The sequence below is a fragment of the Dickeya chrysanthemi NCPPB 402 genome, from assembly GCF_000406105.1.
Lineage (GTDB): Bacteria > Pseudomonadota > Gammaproteobacteria > Enterobacterales > Enterobacteriaceae > Dickeya > Dickeya chrysanthemi.
This window is the reverse complement of the sequence record NZ_CM001974.1, coordinates 1174799-1196964: the sequence shown is the minus strand read 5'-3', so window position 1 is coordinate 1196964 and position 22166 is coordinate 1174799. Positions and strand designations below refer to the sequence as shown.

Here is a 22166-nt window from a genome sequence, read left to right as displayed (position 1 = left end):
ACGTGCTATGCAACATATCATTGAGGGTTTCCTCAGCTTTCAAAAAGAGATATTTCCTCAGCGTAAGGAACTCTTCCGCAGCCTGGCATCCAGCCAGAACCCTAAAGCGTTGTTCATTTCCTGCTCAGACAGCCGACTGGTGCCGGAACTTATCACTCAGCAGGAACCCGGGCAGTTGTTTGTTATCCGCAATGCCGGCAATATCGTGCCCTCTTTCGGCCCGGAACCCGGCGGGGTTTCCGCTACCATTGAATACGCGGTCGTCGCGCTGGGTGTGACCGATATCGTCATCTGTGGCCATTCCAACTGTGGGGCGATGAAAGCCATTGCCTCCTGCCAGTGCCTCGATCCGATGCCGGCAGTCGCGCACTGGTTACGTTATTCCGACGCGGCGAAAGCCGTCGTAGAGAAAAAATGCTGGGATAATGAAACCGATAAAGTCAACGCCATGGTGGAAGAGAACGTCATCGCCCAGTTGAACAACATCAAAACGCATCCTTCCGTCGCCGTCGGGTTGCGTGATAACGCATTACGCCTGCACGGCTGGGTATACGACATTGAAAGCGGGGCGATACGCGCGCTGGATAAAAACAGCAAAACGTTCGTCTCGCTGGCTGAGAACCCACAGGTTTATTTCGAGTAATCCTTCTTGGTCAACATACGGCCCTGCCCTATCGGCGGCAGGGCCGTAAACGCGCATCACTACCCATAACCGCACTCTACCCTGATCGGCCGTTCATGGCCGAACCGCACAGGCGTTACCTTTAGTCCATCATTGAGCCATCAGGCAGAGACATCCGCCAGCCACTGTTGTACTGAACGCGGCGTCAAACCCAGCAGTTTCTGCCCGCTTGTCGCCTGATGGATAACACTGCCGGATGTACGCGCCTTAGCCTGATATCCGGCGACTACGCCGGCCGCAGCGTCTGCGCCGATCCAGGGGAGCAACAGCTCACCGAATGCTTCGGGGCTGATGCCCTCGAATTTTACCTCCCGGCCAAAATGCTGCGAAAAACCATTCGCCAGGTCGATACCGGTCAGGCCGGGTAATGCCCCCACCCCGATGACGCCGGTGACCGATGCGTCGGTTAACAACCGCTCGGCCGCCTCGGCAATATCCAAATGAGAACTCCATGACACAGGGTAGTCAGCCCTCAATGGATAACGCAGAATCCCCTCGGACTTGACGGATTCGAGCACCATCGGCAGCAGAAGGTTTTCCAGATAAAGATGCGGCGCAATGACGGCAAAAGAGACGCCGGTCTTCGCCACTTCTCTGATAAGGGTAACTACCGCGCTGTCTGATTCTGCCGGCATCGCGTCCAGCGGTTCATCGGTAATATAGCCGCTGGTGGAAAGGACCACTCGCTTCGGTTTGGCCTGGGCTATCGCCTGGGCGAAGTTGTGTGCGTATTGAATACGCTCGGCCTCTGAAGCCAGCGGCAGATGAAAGAACACCCCTTCGGCATCCCGATAAGCCGCCACCAGCGATGCGACCACAGCATTATCGACGGCAAGAGCGGGCCTATCTTTAACTGCCGCGGTGTTACGTACGGCAGCGACCACGGGTTTACCTGAGCGGCATAGACGGTTGAATAACGGGGCGCCCTGAGCACCGGTAGCGCCATGGATCACAAAAGTCATCGAACATCCTCAATAGTGCAATTAATGGAGTTTTAATGGTGCTTTGATTAAACTGGTTACGTCAAATGCACTATTGGGAATATTTCACGATGAATGAAAAAAAAGTGCCGTGCTGTGGCGTCGCACGCTTTCTGGTCCTGCTGGACGGGCCGTGGGCTACGTTGATCATACGTGAACTGCTGTCCGGCCCCAGACGATTCACCGAATTACGCGATGCGCTTCCCGGTATTAGTGCGCATACCTTAACGCATCGGCTAAAACGCTTTGAACGTCATGGGCTGGTCACACGAACCGCGTACGCCGAAACGCCGCCTCGCGTTGTCTATGCACTCACTCCGCTGGGCGAAAGGCTGCGAGATGTTCTGGAAGCAATGCGAACATGGGGCGATCTGGTGCCTGATGAGGCGATCACAGAAGAGGAGAGCGAGGGAGAAACAGACCGCCTCCGACATAAACAAGCGCCAACCTGCCCACTCAGCGGCATAAGCAAAAAAGGGCCATGAAGAAGCTGAGCGAGCCTGGCCTCCCGGCGCTGATCAGCCGCCCCCTGACCAGCGATGCCGCCCCCTGTAGCCACCCTGCATTTAGTCTAACCGCGCGAATACAACGTGATGAACTGGCTGACGCGGGAATGGGCGACTAGAAAAAACGAAAAAAGCAATCGCGTTAACTTCGTTCAACAGATTAAAGTTGACGGCATCACTTACGCAGAAGCCACATTTGTGGCGACTTGCCTGATCAATGGCCGGCCTTCCATGCCAGAAGCCGTGACCAATGCGCTAGCGCTGTAAAGCCGCATAGTACCTCCATGCCACCAGAGCTGGTGCATGGAGAGACAAACAGCCGGACCATAGCAGAATAAAAAATCAATCTATTACAATGAATTATGTGTATTTTTATGCATGGTGGCGCCAGACTATGCCAGACGCGGGATCATTTCTCACTCGATTATAAACAGCCAATAAAAACCAAATAAAATCAAATAGCTGGATTCAGGCCGTGCAAAAGCCGGGGACGGCGACCTTCTGAAACAGGTGCGGGCTGGCTGAGACGGATGGCGGATAGGCCGAAACCTTCGCCATGAACTCGGGACGGGCGAAGGCATCGCGGAGCGTCTCGGTGGACTCCCACTCCACATAGTTCAGGAAGATCGGGCTATCGCCGATCGCCCGGTGCAGTTGGGTGGAGATGTAGCCCGGCTGCTTCGTCAGGATTCCGGCAGCCGTCGTAAAGGCATCCAGAAAGCCCGCTTCGTCGGCGGAACCGACCATGAATATGTTGATGAGTACGATTGGCGCGGCCGAGATACCCAGTTGGCGCTCAAGCGGGAATTCATCGTCTAGCGGCTTGAATTTCTTTAAAACTTCCATGGTAGTACTCCCATCTATTGTGAAATCGAAACTGGGGTGATCAATGCGGCTAGCAGGCTTCAGAAGCCTGCGGCAACCGGAGAAGGTAATCTGTACTCTCAAACCAGCATCGACTGCTGGGCGGAGATACCCGCCATGGCGCCTTGCCATGCCGCCGTGGTGACCGAATGCATGGAGGGGTTGGCGAGGTCGCCCGCGGCGTAAATGCCGGGCATACTGGTTTCACGGCGCTCGTCGACCTTGAGGGCAATGCCCTGGGGCGTATCGACCGTGGCGAGGCCCAGCGATTCATGCAGGCATGCGGACGGCTTGTTGCGCGGATGCGCGAACAGGATGTCGACCGCGACTGGGGGGGCGACATCGAACTTGATGGTGGCGTTATGGCTCGCGTCATAGTCGATTTTGGTGATCCGTCCATCGACGACGGGAATGCCGCGGTGCGCCAGATCCGCACGGATATCGGCTGGAATGTCATGACCATCGGCAAAGACCGTCAGCGTGTCGGTCCAGTCGTGGTACAGCCTGACGTAGTTGTGCGACATTGGGCCGGACCAGACGAGGCCCCAATGCCGGTCGGCGACTTCAAAGCCGTCGCAATAGGGACAGGGCACGATGTCCGAACCCCAGCCTTCGGCAAAGCCCGGAACAGTGGGAATCTGGTCGGCGACGCCATAGCTCAGTATCAGGCGGCGCGCTCTGAGGCTTTCGCCATCGCTGGTGAGGACAGAGAAATCGTCGATGGCGCCGGAGACGTTCTCGGCCCGGGCGCTCACCAGTTTGATCGTGGGATAGCGCGTCAGTTGCTGCCTAGCCTCGGTCAGGATGTCCTGCGGCAGCTTGTGGTCATGGCCGAGCACGCCATGCGAGCGATCCGCGAAGCGATTGCGCGGCAGGCCGGTATCGAGAACGGTGACCTTACGGCGGGCACGGCCGAGTTGCAGCGCGGCGGCGAGGCCGGCAAAGCTGCCGCCGATGATGATAACGTCATTCATGGTAATGGGTTCCATGTTGTTGATGGAAGGTGCTGGGCTTAATGGTGGACTGTGCATGGGCGAAGCCGCTGGTGGGCAGCACGGCCAGCTTCTAATCGGGATCGTCGTTTCATGGAAATCTCCTTGTTTCGCAGGCCGGTGCATTATCGTCATGCGATACGCGCCGCGAGCAGGGCTTCGGCGAGTTGCCATCACTGCGTTAACCAACAGGACAACGCTACCTTCAATATCGCCGGGTAGGCCGTGGAAACGTGATTGAAGAACATGTTGAAACCTGCTCATTGGCACTCATTGGCTTGCACATTTTAGATACTATGCGGTATCATAATTAAGAAATTAAGATACTGTCAAGTACTGGAATTCACATGACCGAAAAAAAGCAGGGGCGGCGCGGCCGACCCGCCAACGAGGCGCTCGGCCAAACGATAGTCGACGCCGCGAGCGAACTCTTTGTGGAACTGGGTTTTCAAGCGACGACAATGGACAAGGTCGCTCAGCGGGCGAAGATATCCAAGCTAAGCATCTATCGGCACTTCGAGAACAAGGAGGCGCTGTTCAGCGCAGCCATCGCGGCTCACTGCCATCAGTTTGCACCACAGGCCCTTATTGAAAGCGTCGGCGGTTCGGCCGAAGATCAGCTCATCGCGGTGGGATCATCCCTGCTTCGCACGCTGTTGAGCCCGGAAGTCCGCAGTGTCGAAGCCATGATCATGGCCGACAAGACGAATCAAAAGTCGTTAAGCAAGCTCCATTACGAAGCCGGCGCTGCCTATGTCATCGCCCAGATCGAGGCCCTGTTGCGTCAGTTGCACGCGAAGGCGGTACTGAACGTTCCCGATCCTCTCCGGTCCGCCCGCTTGTTTGGCGCGCTTATCAAAGGATCCGACCTCCTGACAATCGCCCTGTTCGATGAGGCAAGAGTAGAGGACGACAACGAAATCGAATCCTACTGCCGGTCGGCCGTCGAGATGTTCATCGCTGCGCACGGTGGTAACGATCACACGGGCGGATAAGTAGCAGACGCATTGCCAATCGATGTGAGGCTAATGCGCTGCTATTGCATGAAAGACGCAGGTTTCAAGCGTAAAGATAATCTGGACATGTGCAAACTCGGTCGCATTGGTGAGTCCACGGTGTATGACGGACGCCGATAATCAGGCCCAGTCCGGGGCGTTCATGGACATGGAGAATGTGACGCTGTTGACGCGTGATCAGTTGTTGGGTCTGAACCTTCAGTTAGGGGCTGTCCCCCCTTTTCAACCGCCGCCAGGGGACTTCACACAATGGTACAAAATGGGGGTTCCAATCGGGCGTCGACAACGCCATGCGTGCTTGCGGGTAACAGTGGCGAGGCAGATGGTGATGAGTTACCCATATCAACATCATAGTGAAGACTGGCAAACCGTGGCTGCTGACATCTGCGGCTACTGAGCGTTCTCGATACCATGTCGGCATTCCTTATCCGGGACATGGTATCGATGTAGCTCTCTCACATACGTACAATGTACGCCATTAAAAACGCCATTGATAACGTAGTAAATATTACTATCTTTTTCTATTTTTTAAAACAAAATCAAATAGTTATTAATCAACCTTACTCCCACTCGATCGTTGCCGGCGGCTTGCCCGATACGTCGTACACCACGCGGGAAATGCCGTCGACTTCGTTGATAATGCGGTTGGAAACGCGACCAAGGAACTCATACGGCAGGTGTGCCCAGTGCGCAGTCATAAAGTCGATGGTTTCGACTGCACGCAGCGACACAACCCAATCGTATTTGCGGCCATCGCCCATCACGCCGACGGAGCGTACCGGCAGGAACACCGTGAACGCCTGGCTGACTTTATCGTACAGCTCTGCTTTGTGCAGTTCTTCAATGAAGATAGCATCAGCGCGACGCAGTAAATCACAATACTCTTTTTTCACTTCGCCCAACACGCGCACACCCAGACCCGGCCCCGGGAACGGATGGCGATACAGCATGTTGTACGGCAGGCCCAATTCCAGACCAATCCTGCGCACTTCGTCTTTGAACAGCTCTTTCAGCGGCTCAACCAACCCCAGCGCCATGTCGTCCGGCAAACCGCCGACGTTATGGTGCGATTTAATCACATGCGCTTTGCCGGTAGCGGAAGCGGCGGATTCGATCACGTCCGGGTAAATGGTGCCTTGCGCCAGCCATTTCACATCGGTCAGCTTGCCGGCTTCTTCATCAAATACCTCAACGAAGACGCGGCCGATGGTTTTACGCTTGGCTTCCGGGTCATCAATGCCCGCCAGCGCCGACAGGAAACGGTTTTCCGCCTGAACATGTACGATGTTCAGGCCGAACTGGTCGCCGAACATCTCCATCACCTGCTCGGCTTCGTTCAGGCGCAGCAGACCGTTGTCCACAAACACGCAGGTCAGGCGATCGCCAATAGCGCGATGCAGCAACAGTGCCGTCACCGAGGAGTCGACCCCGCCGGACAGGCCAAGAATCACCTTATCCTTACCTACCTGCACGCGAATACGTTCAACCGCGTCGTCGATGATTTTGGCAGGTGTCCACAACGCGTCACACTGGCAAATATCGCGCACAAACCGCTCCAGCATGCGCTGGCCTTGACGAGTGTGGGTCACTTCCGGGTGGAATTGCACACCATAGAAGCGTTTTTCCTCGTTCGCCATGATGGCGTACGGGCAAGTATCGGTACTGGCAACAGTCACGAAGTCAGCCGGGATAGCGGTGACTTTGTCGCCATGGCTCATCCACACGTCCAGCAACGGTACACCGCTGGCGCTGACGGCATCCTGAATGTCGCGGATCAGCGCGCTGCTGGACTTGACTTCCACCTGCGCATAACCGAACTCACGCTCGCTGGAGCCTTCTACCTTACCGCCCAACTGCATCGCCATGGTCTGCATGCCATAGCAGACGCCCAGCACCGGTACGCCTGCCTGGAAAACATATTCCGGCGCACGCGGGCTATTGAACTCGGTGGTGCTTTCCGGACCGCCGGAAAGGATGATGCCATTCGGGTTGAACTCGCGAATTTGCGCTTCGGTGACATCCCATGCCCACAGTTCGCAGTATACGCCCAGTTCACGTACGCGACGTGCCACCAGTTGCGTGTATTGCGAGCCGAAATCCAGAATAAGAATGCGATGTTGATGAATGTTTTCTGTCATGAGAGGCGTATTCCACTACGGAGCGAAAGAAAAATCGAACCCGGCAAGTTTACCGGGTTCGTAACAGTAAATCAGCCGTTAACGCGCTTAGCCCATGCGATAGTTCGGCGACTCTTTGGTGATGGTCACATCATGGACATGGCTTTCCTGAATACCGGCGCCGCTGATACGCACAAATTCGGCTTTGGTGCGCAGCGCATCGATGGTCGCACAACCGGTCAAACCCATACAAGAGCGCAGGCCGCCCATCTGCTGGTGCACGATCTCTTTCAGGCGGCCTTTATAAGCCACGCGACCTTCGATACCTTCCGGCACCAGTTTGTCGGCCGCATTGTCAGACTGGAAATAACGGTCGGACGAACCTTTGGACATCGCGCCCAGTGACCCCATGCCGCGGTAAGATTTGAACGCACGGCCCTGATACAGTTCGATCTCGCCCGGCGATTCTTCCGTACCGGCCAGCATGGAACCGACCATAACGCAGGCCGCACCAGCGGCGATCGCTTTGGCGATGTCGCCGGAGAAACGGATGCCGCCGTCGGCAATCACCGGAATGCCGGTGCCTTCCAGCGCATCAACCGCATCGGCAATCGCCGTAATCTGCGGTACACCCACGCCAGTCACGATACGGGTCGTACAAATAGAACCCGGGCCAATCCCCACTTTCACGGCACTGACACCGGCGTCGGCCAGCGCGCGCGCGCCGGCACCCGTCGCGACGTTACCGCCGATGATCTGCAAATCCGGATATTTAGCGCGGGTTTCGCGAATACGCTGCAACACGCCTTCAGAGTGACCGTGGGAGGAGTCAATCAGCAATACATCGACACCGGCAGCGACCAGTGCGTCGATACGCTCTTCGTTACCCGCGCCAGCACCGACTGCTGCACCCACGCGCAGGCGGCCGTGTTCGTCTTTACAGGCGTTCGGCTTACGCTCGGCTTTCTGGAAATCTTTTACCGTGATCATCCCGACCAGACGGAACTGCGCATCCACCACCAGCGCTTTTTCGATGCGGCGCTCGTGCATTTTTTGCAGCACTACGTCGCGGGCTTCGCCTTCCTTGACCGTCACCAGACGTTCTTTCGGGGTCATTACCGCGCTGACCGGGCGGTCCAGATCAGTGACGAAACGGACGTCACGGCCGGTAATGATGCCAACCAGCTCCTTGCCCGTCGTAACCACCGGGTAACCAGCGAAACCGTTACGTTCGGTGAGCGCTTTCACTTCACGCAGCGTTGTTTCCGGCGTTACCGTCTGTGGGTCAACCACCACGCCGCTTTCATGACGCTTCACGCGGCTAACTTCTTCCGCCTGACGCTCAATGGGCATGTTCTTATGAATGAAACCAAGGCCGCCTTCCTGTGCCAGCGCAATCGCCAGACCGGATTCGGTCACGGTGTCCATCGCGGCAGACAGCATAGGAATGTTCAAACGGATACGTTGAGTCAGTTGCGTACTCAGATCGGCCGTGTTGGGCAGAACGGTGGAATGGGCAGGAACGAGGAGAACATCATCGAAGGTCAGTGCTTCTTTAGCGATTCGTAGCATGGCAATATCTCACCGGAAATTAGGATGGGAAATAGATAAAATATTGCCGCGGCATTATACAGGCAGAAATCGATTGCCTCCAGCATTTTTTTATAAAAACGCTTGCGAACGGCCCATTGGCCGGTAGTATTGATAGATTAACTCTCTGTTTTACTCTTTGATCCGGGTCACAATGTCTTCATTGCCTTCATCCGCCATATTTACCGTCAGCCGCCTGAATCAGACGGTAAAACAGTTGCTGGAAGGTGAAATGGGTCAGGTCTGGCTTTCCGGCGAAATCTCCAATCTCTCTCAGCCCTCCTCCGGCCATTGGTATTTCACGCTAAAAGATGAACGCGCTCAGGTGCGATGCGCCATGTTCCGCACCAGCAACCGTCGGGTGACCTTTCGGCCGCAAAACGGCCAGCAAGTGCTGATTCGCGCCACCATTACGCTGTATGAACCGCGTGGCGATTACCAGTTGCTGGCGGAAAGTATGCACCCGGCAGGCGATGGCCTGCTGCAACAACAGTTCGAGCAGTTGAAACAGCGCCTGTCAGCGGAAGGGTTATTCGACCAGCAATATAAGCAATCGCTGCCCAGACCGGCGCGCCAGGTTGGCGTCATTACTTCAGCCAGCGGCGCCGCGCTGCATGATATTTTGCATATCCTGCAACGCCGTGATCCGTCTCTGCCTGTGGTTATCTACCCGACGGCGGTGCAAGGCGTGGATGCCCCCGGTCAGATTGTGCGGGCCATTGAACTGGCCAACCTGCGCCGGGAGTGCGACGTGTTGATTGTCGGCCGCGGCGGCGGCTCGCTGGAAGACCTGTGGAGTTTCAACGATGAACGGGTAGCTCGGGCTATCTTTGCCAGCCGTATCCCGATTGTCAGCGCGGTCGGTCACGAAACCGATGTGACTATCGCCGATTTTGTGGCGGACCTGCGAGCGCCGACGCCTTCCGCTGCGGCGGAACTGGTTAGCCGTAACCAACTGGAGTTGCTGCGGCAAATTCAATCCCAACGCCAGCGGCTGGAAATGGCGATGGACTATTATCTGGCGCATCGCCAGCAGCAATTCGCCAGGCTGCAGCATCGGCTGCATCAGCAACACCCGCAATTGCGTCTGGCCCGCCAGCAAACTCAGTTGATTCGTCTGCGTCAACGTCTGGATGAAGCCATCCAGTTGCAACTGCGCCAGCGGATACGCCGTCGGGAACGCCTCGTCCAGCGGCTGCAACAACATCAACCGCAATCACGGCTGCACCGGGCGCAACAACAGGTACAACAATTACGCTATCGCATGCAACACGCGCTGGAAAAACAACTTAATCAGCATAAACAGCGATTTGGCGAAGCCTGTTCCCATCTCGAAGCGGTCAGCCCATTGGCTACGCTGGCCCGCGGCTACAGTGTCACCACCGCCCCGGATGGCAAGGTCATGAAACAAACCGCTCAGATTACCAAGGGCGATATCCTGAAAACCCGGTTGCAGGATGGCTGGATAGAGAGTCAGGTAACTGAAATAAAAAAGAATCTACTAAATCACGCACCAAACGCCAGACAAAAAATATTTAACGGTTAGGCTATACTTATCGTGTCGTAACTGTGGTAGATCAATGTTGATAACATGTTGCACCATACTGCCAGGCATAAGGAGATGAAGTATGCAATCCGCTCGTAGCATCATTCCGCCCTACATTCTGCACCGCATCATTAACAATGGTTCGGATGAAGAACGACGTTGCGCGCAACACACTCTGATGCACGTGCAATCGCTGATGGTGGCTCCAGTCACTCATCCTGACGAACATGAGGAACACCCTGCAGGCAATATACAGCGCGACATTTACGATGCAGAGCACCAGCAAGCATTACCGGGTAAGCGGATTCGGGCGGAAGGCCGGCCAGGAAACGGCGATATCACTGCCGAAGAGGCCTACAATTATCTGGGCATCACCTATGACTTCTTCTGGAAAATCTTCGGTCGCAATTCATTGGATAACAAAGGATTACCGCTAGTCGGCAGTGTGCACTACGGCAAGGATTACCAGAACGCATTCTGGAACGGTCAGCAGATGGTATTTGGCGACGGTGACGGTAAGATCTTCAATCGCTTCACGATCGCACTGGATATCGTTGCTCACGAACTGTCGCACGGCGTAATAGAAAGTGAGAGCAATCTGTTGTATTTCCGCCAGTCAGGGGCACTCAACGAATCGCTCGCGGATGTATTTGGCTCCATGGTCAAACAATACTACCGCAATCAGAAAGTACAACAGGCGGACTGGATTATTGGCGAAGGGTTACTGGCCGAAGATATCGACGGCAAAGGCTTGCGCTCTATGGCTCGCCCCGGGACCGCTTACGACGATCTATTGCTGGGCACCGACCCGCAACCGGCTCATATGCGGGATTTCGTCAATACCCGTGAAGACAACGGCGGCGTACATCTGAATTCCGGCATTCCCAACCGTGCTTTTTATCTGGCCGCAATGGCGCTGGGCGGCTATTCCTGGGAAAAAGCCGGTCATATCTGGTATGACACCCTGTGTGACAAAGAGCTACCGCAGAATGCAGATTTCTCCATCTTCGCCAAATTCACCGTAGAACACGCAAAAAGACGCTTCAATGAAGCGGTCGCTGACGCGGTACTGCGGGCCTGGCATCAAGTTGGGGTTGATACGGGAATTATCAATGAGCACGAACAGGAATAACCTGCCGGATTTGACGGATGATGTGATCATTGAACTGGCTCGCGAAGGCGGCTTTGCCTGGATCCCCAGGCTGGCTGGCCTGCGTCGTTTCACACTGGCGGAAGTACCCGCTTCGCAAAAAGAGAAAATTCGAGCCGTACTGCACGATGCTTTACCCGCAGCACAAGAGCCCGGCCAGCCAGACTCCCCCGGTCGCGGCGATCAGTTTTACTACCGAATCCACATTCACTGCTGCAATACGCAGAATAACCGCCAAACCGACTGGGTATTGCTGATCCCCGAACAGAGCGCGCCATCAGCGCTTGAAGCGTTATGGCGTAATGGGCTGGATGACTGTCAAACCTCCTGACGGTTACTGCGGCTGGTAACGAATGGTCACGCGGGAGCGTGAAATCAGCCCATGACCGCCGGCGCACAAATAACTTTCCGCTCCATAGGCTCGCAGCACTTGCACTGGTTGTTCGCATTCCGGGCACAACGCCAGACGCAGGAAATAGCGCTGACACGCATCGCAGTAATACTGCTGATTGCTGGTGTGCTGATCATTGCTGTTATGCTGATCGTTGCCGCGCCACACCATCGGTTGCCGACATCCAGGACAATAAGCGTCCATATTCATCCTCCAGTTCGCAGTATAAAAAACGGGGCGGAATCACTCCCGCCCCGACTGCTGATTTCCCGCTACAGAATTTACTTGCCCTTCTTGATGTGCTGCATCAGGCGTTTACGTTTGCGCAACTGATTCGGCGTCAACGTATTGCGTTTGTCGGCGAACGGGTTTTCCCCTTCCTTGAACTGAATACGAATTGGCGTTCCCATGATATCCAGCGAACGCCGATAGTAGTTCATCAGATAGCGCTTGTAGGAATCCGGCAGATCTTTGACCTGATTGCCGTGGATCACCACGATAGGCGGGTTATATCCCCCGGCATGGGCGTATTTCAGCTTCACGCGACGGCCACGCACCAGCGGCGGCTGATGGTCATCAACCGCCATCTGCATGATGCGGGTCAGCATCGCGGTGCCCACACGACGGGTGGAACACTCATACGCTTCGTTGACGGATTCGAACAAGTTGCCCACGCCGCTGCCGTGCAGTGCCGAAATAAAGTGGATACGAGCAAAATCGATAAATCCAAGGCGCAGATCGAGGGTTTCCTTCACCTGCTCCTTCACTTCTTGCGACAGCCCATCCCACTTATTTACCACAATCACCAGCGAACGGCCGGAATTGAGGATAAAGCCCAACAGCGACAGATCCTGATCCGAAATCCCTTCGCGGGCATCGATCACCAGCAACACCACGTTGGCATCTTCAATCGCCTGCAATGTCTTGATCACCGAGAATTTTTCCACTGCATCGGTAATCTTGCCGCGCTTGCGTACCCCGGCGGTGTCGATCAACACGTAATCGCGGCCATCACGCTCCATCGGGATATAGATACTGTCGCGCGTGGTGCCCGGCATGTCGTATACCACCACCCGTTCCTCACCGAGAATACGGTTGGTCAGTGTCGACTTGCCGACATTCGGACGACCCACGATAGCCAGTTTGATCGGCAATCCTTCCAGATTAGGCGCGTCATCGTCGACGCCTTCAATGTCGTCGTCATCACCTTCGCCAAGTTGTTCCGCCCAGTAAGCCGCGTTTGCTTCTTCTTCAGTTAATTCACGCGCTTCCTGCGCCGGCTCAGCGGCAAACGGCAACAGCACTTTTTCCAGCAACGCAGTCACGCCACGGCCATGCGACGCCGCAATCGGATAGACCTCACCCAAACCAAGCGAATAGAAATCGGCCGTCCCCGTATCGATATCAATACCGTCAATCTTGTTGGCAACCAGAAACGTGTCTTTTTCCCGCGTACGTAAATGCTGGGCAATGGCATGATCCGCCGGCATCAGGCCGTCACGGGCGTCCACCAGGAACAACACGATATCCGCTTCTTCAATCGCCAATAGCGACTGTTCGGCCATGCGTGTTTCCACACCATCTTCAGTACCGTCAATACCGCCGGTATCGATAATGATGAACTCATTCCCTTCCACCTCGGCACGACCATACTTGCGGTCACGCGTCAGCCCAGGGAAATCCGCCACTAATGCGTCACGGGTACGCGTTAAGCGATTAAACAGCGTGGATTTCCCCACATTCGGGCGCCCGACCAGCGCGACGACAGGTATCATTGTTGCAACCTCATTGCTTATATTTCAATTCGTTACAGCAGAAAGATCTGCTGATGATAAAAGACGAAACGGCCCCTGACAGCATCAGGAGCCGTTACAGGGACGACGGATTCACCATCTGTCCCGATCATGCGGAACGGTTAACGAGTAAAGGCGTAAACCTCGCCATCTTTGGCTTGCAGCAACAGTTTATCGCTGGCAACCACCGGTTTACTCAACAGACCGGAACCGTCCACTTTCTGCTGAACCACAAAACGACCGTCGGTGGTATTCACCCAGTGCAGATAGCCTTCGGCATCGCCGACGACCAGATAGCCATTGTACAACGCCGGCGCCGTCAGGTTCCGATGCAAAAGGTCGCCCTGCCGCCAGATAACAACACCGCCGTTGGTGTTCAGCGCAGTGATGCGATCATCCTGATCCACCAGATAAATACGATCGCCATCAACAATAAAATCGTTTATCGAACCAATTTCGCGCTTCCAGGTAATCTGTCCGGAACGCAGATCCAGTGCCGTCAAATTACCATTATAACCCAGAGCATATACCACGTTGCCCGCCACGACCGGCGTGGTGTCGACATCGTTCAGACGGGCAATTTCCGTCGCACCGCCCGGTTGGGAGATACGCTGCTGCCAAATCAACTGCCCCTGATTGATCATCACTGCGCTCACGCGACCATTGTCGCCGCCGACAATCGCCGCCCCAAACGCCGCTGTCGGCGACGATTCGCCGCGCAACGACAACGACGGCATATCCAGGTTTACGGTCCACTTGATGGTGCCGTCGGATTCACTGAGCGCCTGCAACATGCCGTTACTGGTGTGAATAATCACCATGCCGTCGCTGACCGCCGGGCTCGACAACACTTCACCCGCGACTTTGGTTTGCCACTGCAAGGAACCGTCGTCAGCGTTCAGAGCAAAAAGCTGCGCCCGTTCGCTACCGACATAAACATGGTTACCCGATACGGAAACGCCGCCCGACAACAAAGCCGGACGATTGCTGGATAGCAGGCCGGTTTTCTCCGCCAGATCGGCACGCCACTTCTCTTCACCGCTATTGATATCCAGCGCTTTCACCGTACCGTGACGATCAGCCGCATAGACACGGCTATCCTGCCAGATCGGGCGCAGGTTGGAGTAAAACTCCCCCGTGCCGCCGCCAACGGAACGACTCCAGACTTTGGTAGGGGTAAACTGGTTAGTTACCTGCGGCAGAGGAGACATTTTGACGACATCCTCCTCGCGATCGAACAGCGAACAGCCGCTCAGCAGCGTGATGGAAACCAGTCCGACCCAAAGTGTTTTACGCAATTGCATGAAGTCCCTCTTAGCTGGGCAGATTATTCAGTTTGAGACGCAACAGAGATTGCAATCCCTGAGCGGGTTTCGCTGCCATGCCTTTGTTATAAGCGTCGCGTGCGCCCTGAGTGTCGCCTTTGCTCGCCAATACATCGCCACGGACATCAGCCACCATCGCCACCCAACCTTCCAGCTTGATAGCATCAAGCGCTTTCAACGCCTCATCAGGCTTCTTCTGCTGCAACAGCACACGAGCCAGACGCAGGTTGATCATCGCCTGCAAGTCGCCGTCTTTGGTTTGGCCCAACGCCTGACGAAGCTGCTGTTCGGCTTTAGCGATATCGTTTTTTTCAACGAACTGATGCGCCAGCGCCAGCGAAGCCAATGCGCCATAATTGCCATGATCGCCGGTGATGAATTTTTCGGCACTATTGATACCTTCCGGCGTACCGGCAGACAATGCTTCGGTGGCTTGTTGATAGGCGGCGGAAGCCGCCATCGCGCTACTTTCCTGATGATTCTGCCAGAAACGCCAGCCGACCAGAGCGCCGATTCCCAGCACGACACCGATAGCCAACGCCTTGCCATTCTCGACGAAGAAGCGGCGAATCACCTCTACTTGTTCGTTTTCAGTGGTATAAACTTCCACGCTGCCTTTCTCCTTAATTCAGTAACGCCGCCAGACGCGCTGCTACGTCCGCCTGAGACAGGGTTTCCTGTTCGCCGCTGGTCAGGTTTTTCAGTACTACCTGTCCGGTAGCCACTTCGGTTTCACCCAGTACCAGCGCGACCCGCGCCCCACTCTTGTCCGCGCGAGCAAACTGTTTCTTGAAATTACCGCCGCCATAGTTAGTCATCAACGTCAACTGCGGCAACGCATCACGCACTTTTTCCGCCAGTTTAATCGCCGCATGCTGCGTGCCGACACCGGATGAAATCAAATACGCATCCACGCCAGGTTGCGCTGCAAACGCCGGATTGACCGTCTGCACCAACAGCACCAGACGCTCCAGTCCCATAGCAAATCCTACCGCCGGGGTGCTTGAGCCGCCAAGCTGTTCAACCATGCCGTCATAGCGACCGCCGCCACACACCGTTCCCTGAGATCCCAGACTGCTGGTCACCCACTCAAAAACCGTCCGGTTGTAGTAGTCCAGCCCACGAACCAGCCGCGGATTAACCTTATATGGGATGCCAGACTCAGTTAAAAGTTCACACAATTCATCGAAATGCGCGCGAGAGTCGTCATCAAGATAATCAGTCAGCACCGGTGCGTTATCCAGCAACGCTTGTACCTGCGCGTTCTTGGAGTCCAGTACACGCAACGGATTGTTATACATCCGGCGCAGACAATCTTCATCCAGTTGGTCTTTATGCTGTTCCAGGAAGGCAATCAGCGCTTCACGGTAGCGGGCGCGCGCATCCAGCGAGCCGATCGAGTTCAGTTCCAGACTGACATGCTGATCAATCCCCAACACTCGCCACCAGCGAGCGGTCATCAGGATCATTTCTGCATCGATATCCGGCCCTTTCAGACCAAACACTTCACAACCCAACTGATGGAACTGGCGATAACGCCCTTTCTGCGGACGTTCATGACGGAACATCGGCCCGGTATACCACAGGCGCTGCTCCTGGTTGTACAAAATGCCGTGCTCAATCCCGGCGCGCACGCACCCCGCGGTATTTTCAGGACGCAAAGTCAGGCTATCGCCGTTGCGGTCCTCAAAAGTGTACATTTCCTTTTCAACCACATCGGTCACTTCGCCGATTGCACGTTTGAACAGCGAAGTCTGCTCAACGATCGGTGTACGAATTTCGCTATAGCCGTACCCGCGGAGTACCTGTTTCAGGCTATCTTCAATACGCTGCCACAGTGCCGTTTCGGCTGGCAGGTAGTCGTTCATGCCACGGATGGCTTGAATATTCTTTGCCACGTCAGTTCTCTATGCGTTTTCAGAAAGTAATGCGCTGTTAAAAAATAGACCCGATTATAGGAGCAACGACGCAATCTCTTCAATGTCGTTGCCGCCATCATCGGGTGCTTCAGTTCAGGAATTCGTACCGGACAGCGTCCAGGCCGAATGGATCACTTATCCACCATATTGACGGCGATACGCTGTTTCTCATCCAGCATAGAGGCCTTGGCTCGGATCCGGGCTTCCAGTTGATCGATCATATTATCGTTGTCAAAGCGCTCTTTCTGACGAACACCGTCTTCGTAAAAGCCGCTTTTTTTATTGCCGCCGGTCACGCCCAATGTCGACACCAACGCTTCGCCAGGGCCATTGACCACACAACCGATGATCGACACATCCATCGGTGTAATGATGTCTTCCAGCCGCTGTTCCAGCGCATTCACCGTGCCGATCACGTCGAATTCCTGACGAGAACAGGTCGGGCAGGCAATAAAGTTGATGCCGCGGGAACGGATACGCAAAGACTTGAGGATGTCGAAACCCACTTTGACTTCTTCTACCGGGTCGGCCGCCAGCGAGACCCGCAGAGTGTCGCCGATACCTTCGGAAAGCAACAACCCAAGGCCGATGGCGGATTTCACCGCGCCGCTGCGCGCGCCGCCCGCTTCGGTAATCCCCAGGTGCAGCGGCTGATCGATGCGAGACGCCAGCAAACGATAGGATTGCACCGCCAGAAACACGTCCGACGCTTTAACGCTAACCTTGAACGAAGAAAAATTAAGGCGATCGAGGATATCCACATGACGCATGGCGGATTCCAGCAGCGCTTCCGGCGTCGGCTCACCATATTTTTCCTGCAGATCCTTTTCCAGCGAACCGGCGTTGACGCCGATGCGGATCGGAATATTTTTGTCGCGCGCACAGTCCACCACCGAACGAATGCGTTCTTCGCTGCCGATGTTACCGGGGTTAATGCGCAGGCAATCGACGCCATACTCCGCCACTTTAAGCGCAATACGGTAATCAAAATGGATATCCGCGACCAACGGGACGTCCACTTGTTGCTTAATCAGACGAAATGCTTCAGCGGCATCCATTGTCGGCACCGACACCCGCACGATATCCACACCCACTCGCTCCAGCGACTTGATCTGCCTGACGGTGGCGTCGACATCGGTAGTGCGGGTATTGGTCATCGACTGCACTGCAATCGGCGCACCATCACCGACAGGCACCTTGCCGACGTAAATTCGGGTTGATTTGCGACGGTTGATGGGTGCAGGATTATGCATCACTTCTTCTCCACAATTGCCAGCGCGACGACACCTTTACTCTGCCGTCAGCGTAATACGAGCCACCTGATGGCTTTTGACAAACCGGCTCAAATCTACCGGTTTACCCTGAAACTCGACCTGTACCGCGCCCGGCGCACCGATTTTTAACCGGTACGGCGCCTGGCCGGTCAAATTCAACGTACTGCCGCTACGCTGTACGCCGCTGAACAGCTTCTTGCCCGCCGCATCAACCACTTCCAGCCAGCAATCCGCGGTAAAGCGCATCACGATAGCCCCCGGCGCACCTGACGCATCCGTTGCCGGCGCAGCGCTGGCCGGAGCAGTAGCCGCCTGGTTGAGCAATCGCTGTTCAGAAGCCTGCGCGGGTGCCTGAGACGAAGACGCCGCGCCGCTGTCCGCTTGTGGGGTGGCGGCCGACTGTGACGGCACCGCCGCAGGCGAGTTCAATGCGATAGATTGCCCACCGGTTGCGACATTGTCGTCGGTATCTACCGGCTCCGGATCACTATTTGCATCGCCGGCCTGCCCGTCTTTACGGTCCTGAGACGCGTTGGCGTGATCCACCATCGAATTAATTTCCTGCTGCTGTGCTTGGTGATTCTGCCACCACCAGGCCACCGTCAAGCCCAATACGCCGAGCAAAATCAACCAGGTAAACAACATCAACCAACCATCGCGCTTCTTACGGCTTTTACCTAATGCCAGGCTCTGCATCGGCGCGACATTGGAAACGCGGCTTGGCATAACCTGCTTTTCCAGCATCGGCAGCAATTCATCTTCAGGAAGGTGAACCAGTCGGGCATAGGAGCGGATATAACCACGAAGGAAAGTGGGGGCAAGGCCAGCAGGCGTATTGTTATCTTCTATTTCACGAACGGTCGATACTTTCAGGCACAACCGTTCGGCAACAACCTGTTGGGTGAGTCCCAACTGCTCGCGCGCTTCACGCAAACGTTCACCCGGGGTCATTATTGTTGCTGCAGTATTATCTTGAGTGGCTTCAGTATTCATTAGCTAAGAACTGCTGGTACTGTTTAGATTGTGGAAAACTTCGCGCCAGCACCCCTCCATAACGTTGTACTTCGTCATGATGACCCGCCAGCGCGGCGAAACGAATCTGTAGCCACACACTTTCAGCCGTTGCCGGAAGCTGTGACTGATAAACATTCAGGAGCAATCGCACCTGATCATGGCGCCCGGCGGCGAAACGGCTATCCGCTTCCGCCAGAAGCCGATTTCCTTTAGCAGGATCGTACCTCAGCGCACGACTAAACCACTGACCGGCATCATCGGGTCGCCCGGCCTTGAGAAAACAATATCCCGCATTCTCAAGTGCATCAGCAACCTGATGGTAATCAGACAGTTGCGCGGCAGCAGCAAACTGCTGTTGCGCCGCTACATACTGCCCTAAACCACAGAGAAACGCACCGTAATTATTCATCACGCCGCCATTGGCGGGTGCCTGTCGCAACAGGCGGCGATAGCGCTTTTCAGCAGCCTGATTCTCACCAATACGCTGCTCGTACAACGCCATGCCTAGCTGGATGCGGTAATCATCCGGTGCAAGCTGTTCTGCTTTTTGCAAATTCTCGCGCGCGGCATCAAGATGATTGCGGGCCAGATACTCTAACCCCAGTTGCAACCGCGTTTGCGCTGCCGCAGGACTGCTCGACCTCGATGACGAGTGCGCACACCCAACCAACAGCCCAATGATTGCCATCAGCGCTACGTTCTTACCCAGCGATATCCCTTTCATCCCTGATACTCCCTTACGCGCCATCCCGGCACGTCAAATCCGCGGCATGTCATCGAGATCCGTTCGTCGTAACAGCCTGCCGCCGATAACCCGAGCGACACGTTTACCGGCAGGTCATCATCGACCATACCGTATGATAAGCCCCGCAACCGTATTTATCACCTGCTTTCCGAAGAAAGCAGGTTGATTTCACATCACTTTCAGACGGTTTTTACCGCAATCGTATCGTGTTGCATCTTTTTCTTCAGCGTACGCTTGGTACGATCCACCACTTCACCCGCCAGTTGACCACAAGCGGCATCGATATCATCGCCACGGGTCTTACGCACGATAGTGGTGAAACCATACTCCATCAGTACCTTGGAAAAACGATCGACACGGCTGTTGGAGCTGCGGCCATAAGGCGCGCCGGGGAACGGGTTCCACGGAATCAGATTGATCTTGCACGGCGTATCTTTCAGACACTCAGCTAACTGATGGGCATGCTCGGTGCCGTCGTTGATGTGATCCAGCATCACGTATTCCACCGTCACCCGCCCCTGATTGGCATTGGACTTCTCCAGATAACGACGGACCGCAGCCAGGAAAGTTTCGATATCATACTTTTTATTGATCGGCATGATTTCGTTACGAATTTCATCCGTCGGCGCGTGCAGGGAAATCGCCAGCGCTACATCGATCATGTCGCCCAACTTATCCAGTGCAGGGACTACGCCGGACGTTGACAGCGTCACGCGGCGTTTAGACAAGCCGAAACCAAAATCATCCAGCATGATTTCCATCGCCGGCACCACGTTGGTCAGGTTCAGCAACGGTTCTCCCATCCCCATCATCACCACGTTGGTGATAGGCCGCTGCCCCGTCACTTTAGCCGCGCCGATGATTTTCGCCGCACGCCATACCTGCCCGATAATTTCGGATACACGCAGGTTGCGGTTAAAACCCTGTTGCGCGGTAGAACAGAATTTGCACTCCAGCGCGCAACCAACCTGCGAAGAAACGCACAGTGTGGCGCGATCTTCTTCCGGAATATACACCGTCTCCACACGCTGGCCGTCAACCAGAATCGCCCACTTGATGGTGCCATCGGAAGAGCGTTGCTCATCCACCACTTCCGGCGCCCGAATCTCCGCGATCGCCTGCAACTTGCCGCGCAGCACCTTATTAATGTCGGTCATCTGATTAAAATCATCACAACAGTAATGATAGATCCATTTCATGACCTGATCGGCGCGGAACGGCTTTTCACCCAGTTCGGCAAAAAAAGCGCGCATTTGCTGACGATTGAAATCCAACAGGTTGATTTTTTCATTGCTATTGGCGGCAACGGCGATAGCGTCGGACACAGCAACGACGGGAGATACGGTTTGCTCAGACATAATTTGACTCATGGCCTCGTTGTTACACGTTATGGCGCGAAAGGGAAACGGATAAAGAAACGCCCCGGCTAAGCGCGTGCTCACCCAGGGCGCGGCATTGTACAAATTTTATAACACCGGCGCTACCTCAGTTGCATTTTTTACCGAGGAAGGGATGTTTCGCCCAAATTAGCGGCTACGCGGGAAGATTTCGTCCGCGCTGAAGAAGTAAGCGATTTCACGCTCGGCTGATTCAATAGAATCAGAACCGTGCACCGCATTTGCAGTAAAGCTGTCGGCATAATCCGCACGCAGCGTACCCGCCAGTGCGTTGGCCGGATTGGTGGCGCCCATGATGTCACGGTTACGTTGTACGGCGTTCTCAGCCTGCAACACCTGCACCATGATCGGACCGGACGTCATGAAATCAACAAGGCCGTCAAAAAACGGTTTGCCTTTGTGCTCAGCGTAAAAACCTTCCGCCTGCTCACGGCTCAGATGCAGCATTTTAGAAGCGATAATGGTGAAACCCGCGCTTTCAAAACGGGCGTAAATTGCGCCAATCGCGTTTTTGGCAACTGCGTTCGGTTTGATAATAGAGAAGGTACGTTCTACCGTCATATTGGCCTCATCCAACAACATGTCATAACAGCTGGTTATACCCTAAATAATTCGAGTTGCAGAAAGGCGGCGACGCAGCGAATCCCTGGGAGCTTACATCAGTAAGTGACCAGGGTGAGCGACAAATCGGCACTCGCCGATTTGAACGCTGCTTGCAGCGGCCCGTATAGGGCGAGACCTATTGATGGGCCGAGTAAGAAAGCCAACGCATCTGCAACATGAAGTATGACGGGCATAGATAAAATTATAATACCAGCCAGTGTAAAGTGGCGCAGATTATAGAGGGACCGCCATGACTTTCCCA

At 55.2% G+C, this 22166-nt stretch carries 21 protein-coding genes and 1 pseudogene; 7 read left to right on the top strand and 15 right to left on the bottom strand.

What is annotated here, in order from left to right; translation table 11 throughout:
• Nucleotides 1-7: 7 nt before the first annotated feature.
• Nucleotides 8-643: a carbonic anhydrase gene (locus DCH402_RS05475; RefSeq protein WP_012768917.1), complete on the top strand. Its 636-nt coding sequence runs from the start codon at nucleotides 8-10 to the stop codon at nucleotides 641-643.
• 140 nt (nucleotides 644-783) lie between these two features.
• On the opposite strand, the gene DCH402_RS05470 is transcribed toward DCH402_RS05475, so the two are convergent.
• Nucleotides 784-1644, bottom strand: a complete 861-nt coding sequence (locus DCH402_RS05470; protein ID WP_040000241.1) for an SDR family oxidoreductase — start codon at nucleotides 1642-1644, stop codon at nucleotides 784-786.
• A gap of 65 nt (nucleotides 1645-1709) precedes the next feature.
• On the opposite strand from DCH402_RS05470, the gene DCH402_RS05465 reads away from it, so the two are divergent.
• Together DCH402_RS05465 and DCH402_RS05460 are read left to right on the top strand one after the other, a co-directional pair.
• Complete coding sequence (locus DCH402_RS05465; protein WP_233276322.1) at nucleotides 1710-2147, top strand: winged helix-turn-helix transcriptional regulator; 438 nt, start codon at nucleotides 1710-1712, stop codon at nucleotides 2145-2147.
• Nucleotides 2148-2288: 141 nt separating this feature from the next.
• Nucleotides 2289-2435, top strand: a pseudogene (locus DCH402_RS05460) (acyl-CoA thioesterase); the annotation flags it as partial.
• Between the two features lie 201 nt (nucleotides 2436-2636).
• Here DCH402_RS05460 and DCH402_RS05455 read toward each other — a convergent pair.
• Together DCH402_RS05455 and DCH402_RS05450 are read right to left on the bottom strand one after the other, a co-directional pair.
• Nucleotides 2637-3014 (bottom strand): antibiotic biosynthesis monooxygenase family protein, encoded by a 378-nt coding sequence (locus tag DCH402_RS05455; protein WP_040000240.1) that lies wholly within the window; start codon nucleotides 3012-3014, stop codon nucleotides 2637-2639.
• A gap of 98 nt (nucleotides 3015-3112) precedes the next feature.
• Nucleotides 3113-4006, bottom strand: coding sequence for an NAD(P)/FAD-dependent oxidoreductase (locus DCH402_RS05450; protein WP_040000239.1), 894 nt, complete (start codon nucleotides 4004-4006; stop codon nucleotides 3113-3115).
• A 365-nt stretch (nucleotides 4007-4371) separates the two neighbouring features.
• On the opposite strand from DCH402_RS05450, the gene DCH402_RS05445 reads away from it, so the two are divergent.
• A complete protein-coding gene (locus tag DCH402_RS05445; RefSeq protein ID WP_040000238.1) occupies nucleotides 4372-5019 on the top strand; it encodes a TetR/AcrR family transcriptional regulator in 648 nt (215 codons plus the stop codon).
• A gap of 581 nt (nucleotides 5020-5600) precedes the next feature.
• Here DCH402_RS05445 and guaA read toward each other — a convergent pair.
• Nucleotides 5601-7178, bottom strand: coding sequence for a glutamine-hydrolyzing GMP synthase (gene guaA, locus DCH402_RS05435; protein WP_040000237.1), 1578 nt, complete (start codon nucleotides 7176-7178; stop codon nucleotides 5601-5603).
• Nucleotides 7179-7265: 87 nt separating this feature from the next.
• Entirely contained in the window at nucleotides 7266-8729 is a 1464-nt protein-coding gene (guaB, locus tag DCH402_RS05430) for an IMP dehydrogenase (RefSeq protein ID WP_040000236.1), read from the bottom strand.
• Nucleotides 8730-8901: 172 nt separating this feature from the next.
• Here guaB and xseA point away from each other — a divergent pair, with 172 nt between their 5' ends.
• The 3 genes from xseA to DCH402_RS05415 all read left to right on the top strand — a co-directional run bounded on the left by xseA (nucleotide 8902) and on the right by DCH402_RS05415 (nucleotide 11774).
• Nucleotides 8902-10293, top strand: coding sequence for an exodeoxyribonuclease VII large subunit (gene xseA, locus DCH402_RS05425; RefSeq protein WP_050583264.1), 1392 nt, complete (start codon nucleotides 8902-8904; stop codon nucleotides 10291-10293).
• A gap of 82 nt (nucleotides 10294-10375) precedes the next feature.
• Nucleotides 10376-11425 carry a M4 family metallopeptidase gene (locus DCH402_RS05420; RefSeq protein ID WP_040000235.1) on the top strand — a complete coding sequence of 350 codons (1050 nt, stop codon included), beginning with the start codon at nucleotides 10376-10378 and terminating at the stop codon, nucleotides 11423-11425.
• Nucleotides 11406-11774, top strand: coding sequence for a protealysin inhibitor emfourin (locus tag DCH402_RS05415; protein ID WP_040000234.1), 369 nt, complete (start codon nucleotides 11406-11408; stop codon nucleotides 11772-11774). The genes DCH402_RS05420 and DCH402_RS05415 overlap by 20 nt, the downstream gene beginning before the upstream one ends.
• Nucleotides 11775-11777: 3 nt before the next feature.
• Here the strand turns inward: DCH402_RS05415 and DCH402_RS05410 are convergent, their stop codons facing one another.
• The 10 genes from DCH402_RS05410 to ndk form a co-directional block, all read right to left on the bottom strand.
• Entirely contained in the window at nucleotides 11778-12038 is a 261-nt protein-coding gene (locus tag DCH402_RS05410; protein WP_040000233.1) for a zinc ribbon domain-containing protein, read from the bottom strand.
• Between the two features lie 77 nt (nucleotides 12039-12115).
• Nucleotides 12116-13609: a ribosome biogenesis GTPase Der gene (der, locus tag DCH402_RS05405; RefSeq protein ID WP_040000232.1), complete on the bottom strand. Its 1494-nt coding sequence runs from the start codon at nucleotides 13607-13609 to the stop codon at nucleotides 12116-12118.
• A gap of 140 nt (nucleotides 13610-13749) precedes the next feature.
• Nucleotides 13750-14931: an outer membrane protein assembly factor BamB gene (gene bamB, locus DCH402_RS05400; RefSeq protein ID WP_040000231.1), complete on the bottom strand. Its 1182-nt coding sequence runs from the start codon at nucleotides 14929-14931 to the stop codon at nucleotides 13750-13752.
• A 10-nt stretch (nucleotides 14932-14941) separates the two neighbouring features.
• Nucleotides 14942-15562, bottom strand: coding sequence for a YfgM family protein (locus tag DCH402_RS05395; protein ID WP_040000230.1), 621 nt, complete (start codon nucleotides 15560-15562; stop codon nucleotides 14942-14944).
• A gap of 13 nt (nucleotides 15563-15575) precedes the next feature.
• Entirely contained in the window at nucleotides 15576-16850 is a 1275-nt protein-coding gene (gene hisS, locus DCH402_RS05390) for a histidine--tRNA ligase (protein ID WP_040000229.1), read from the bottom strand.
• A gap of 152 nt (nucleotides 16851-17002) precedes the next feature.
• Nucleotides 17003-18124 carry a flavodoxin-dependent (E)-4-hydroxy-3-methylbut-2-enyl-diphosphate synthase gene (ispG, locus tag DCH402_RS05385; RefSeq protein ID WP_012768868.1) on the bottom strand — a complete coding sequence of 374 codons (1122 nt, stop codon included), beginning with the start codon at nucleotides 18122-18124 and terminating at the stop codon, nucleotides 17003-17005.
• Nucleotides 18125-18160: 36 nt separating this feature from the next.
• Nucleotides 18161-19138, bottom strand: coding sequence for a cytoskeleton protein RodZ (gene rodZ / locus DCH402_RS05380; protein WP_040000228.1), 978 nt, complete (start codon nucleotides 19136-19138; stop codon nucleotides 18161-18163).
• Complete coding sequence (gene pilW / locus DCH402_RS05375) at nucleotides 19128-19883, bottom strand: type IV pilus biogenesis/stability protein PilW (protein ID WP_040000226.1); 756 nt, start codon at nucleotides 19881-19883, stop codon at nucleotides 19128-19130. The genes rodZ and pilW overlap by 11 nt, the downstream gene beginning before the upstream one ends.
• Before the next feature lie 200 nt (nucleotides 19884-20083).
• A complete protein-coding gene (locus DCH402_RS05370; RefSeq protein ID WP_040000224.1) occupies nucleotides 20084-21262 on the bottom strand; it encodes a bifunctional tRNA (adenosine(37)-C2)-methyltransferase TrmG/ribosomal RNA large subunit methyltransferase RlmN in 1179 nt (392 codons plus the stop codon).
• A 168-nt stretch (nucleotides 21263-21430) separates the two neighbouring features.
• Nucleotides 21431-21862 (bottom strand): nucleoside-diphosphate kinase, encoded by a 432-nt coding sequence (ndk, locus tag DCH402_RS05365; RefSeq protein WP_012768864.1) that lies wholly within the window; start codon nucleotides 21860-21862, stop codon nucleotides 21431-21433.
• Nucleotides 21863-22166: the final 304 nt, after the last annotated feature.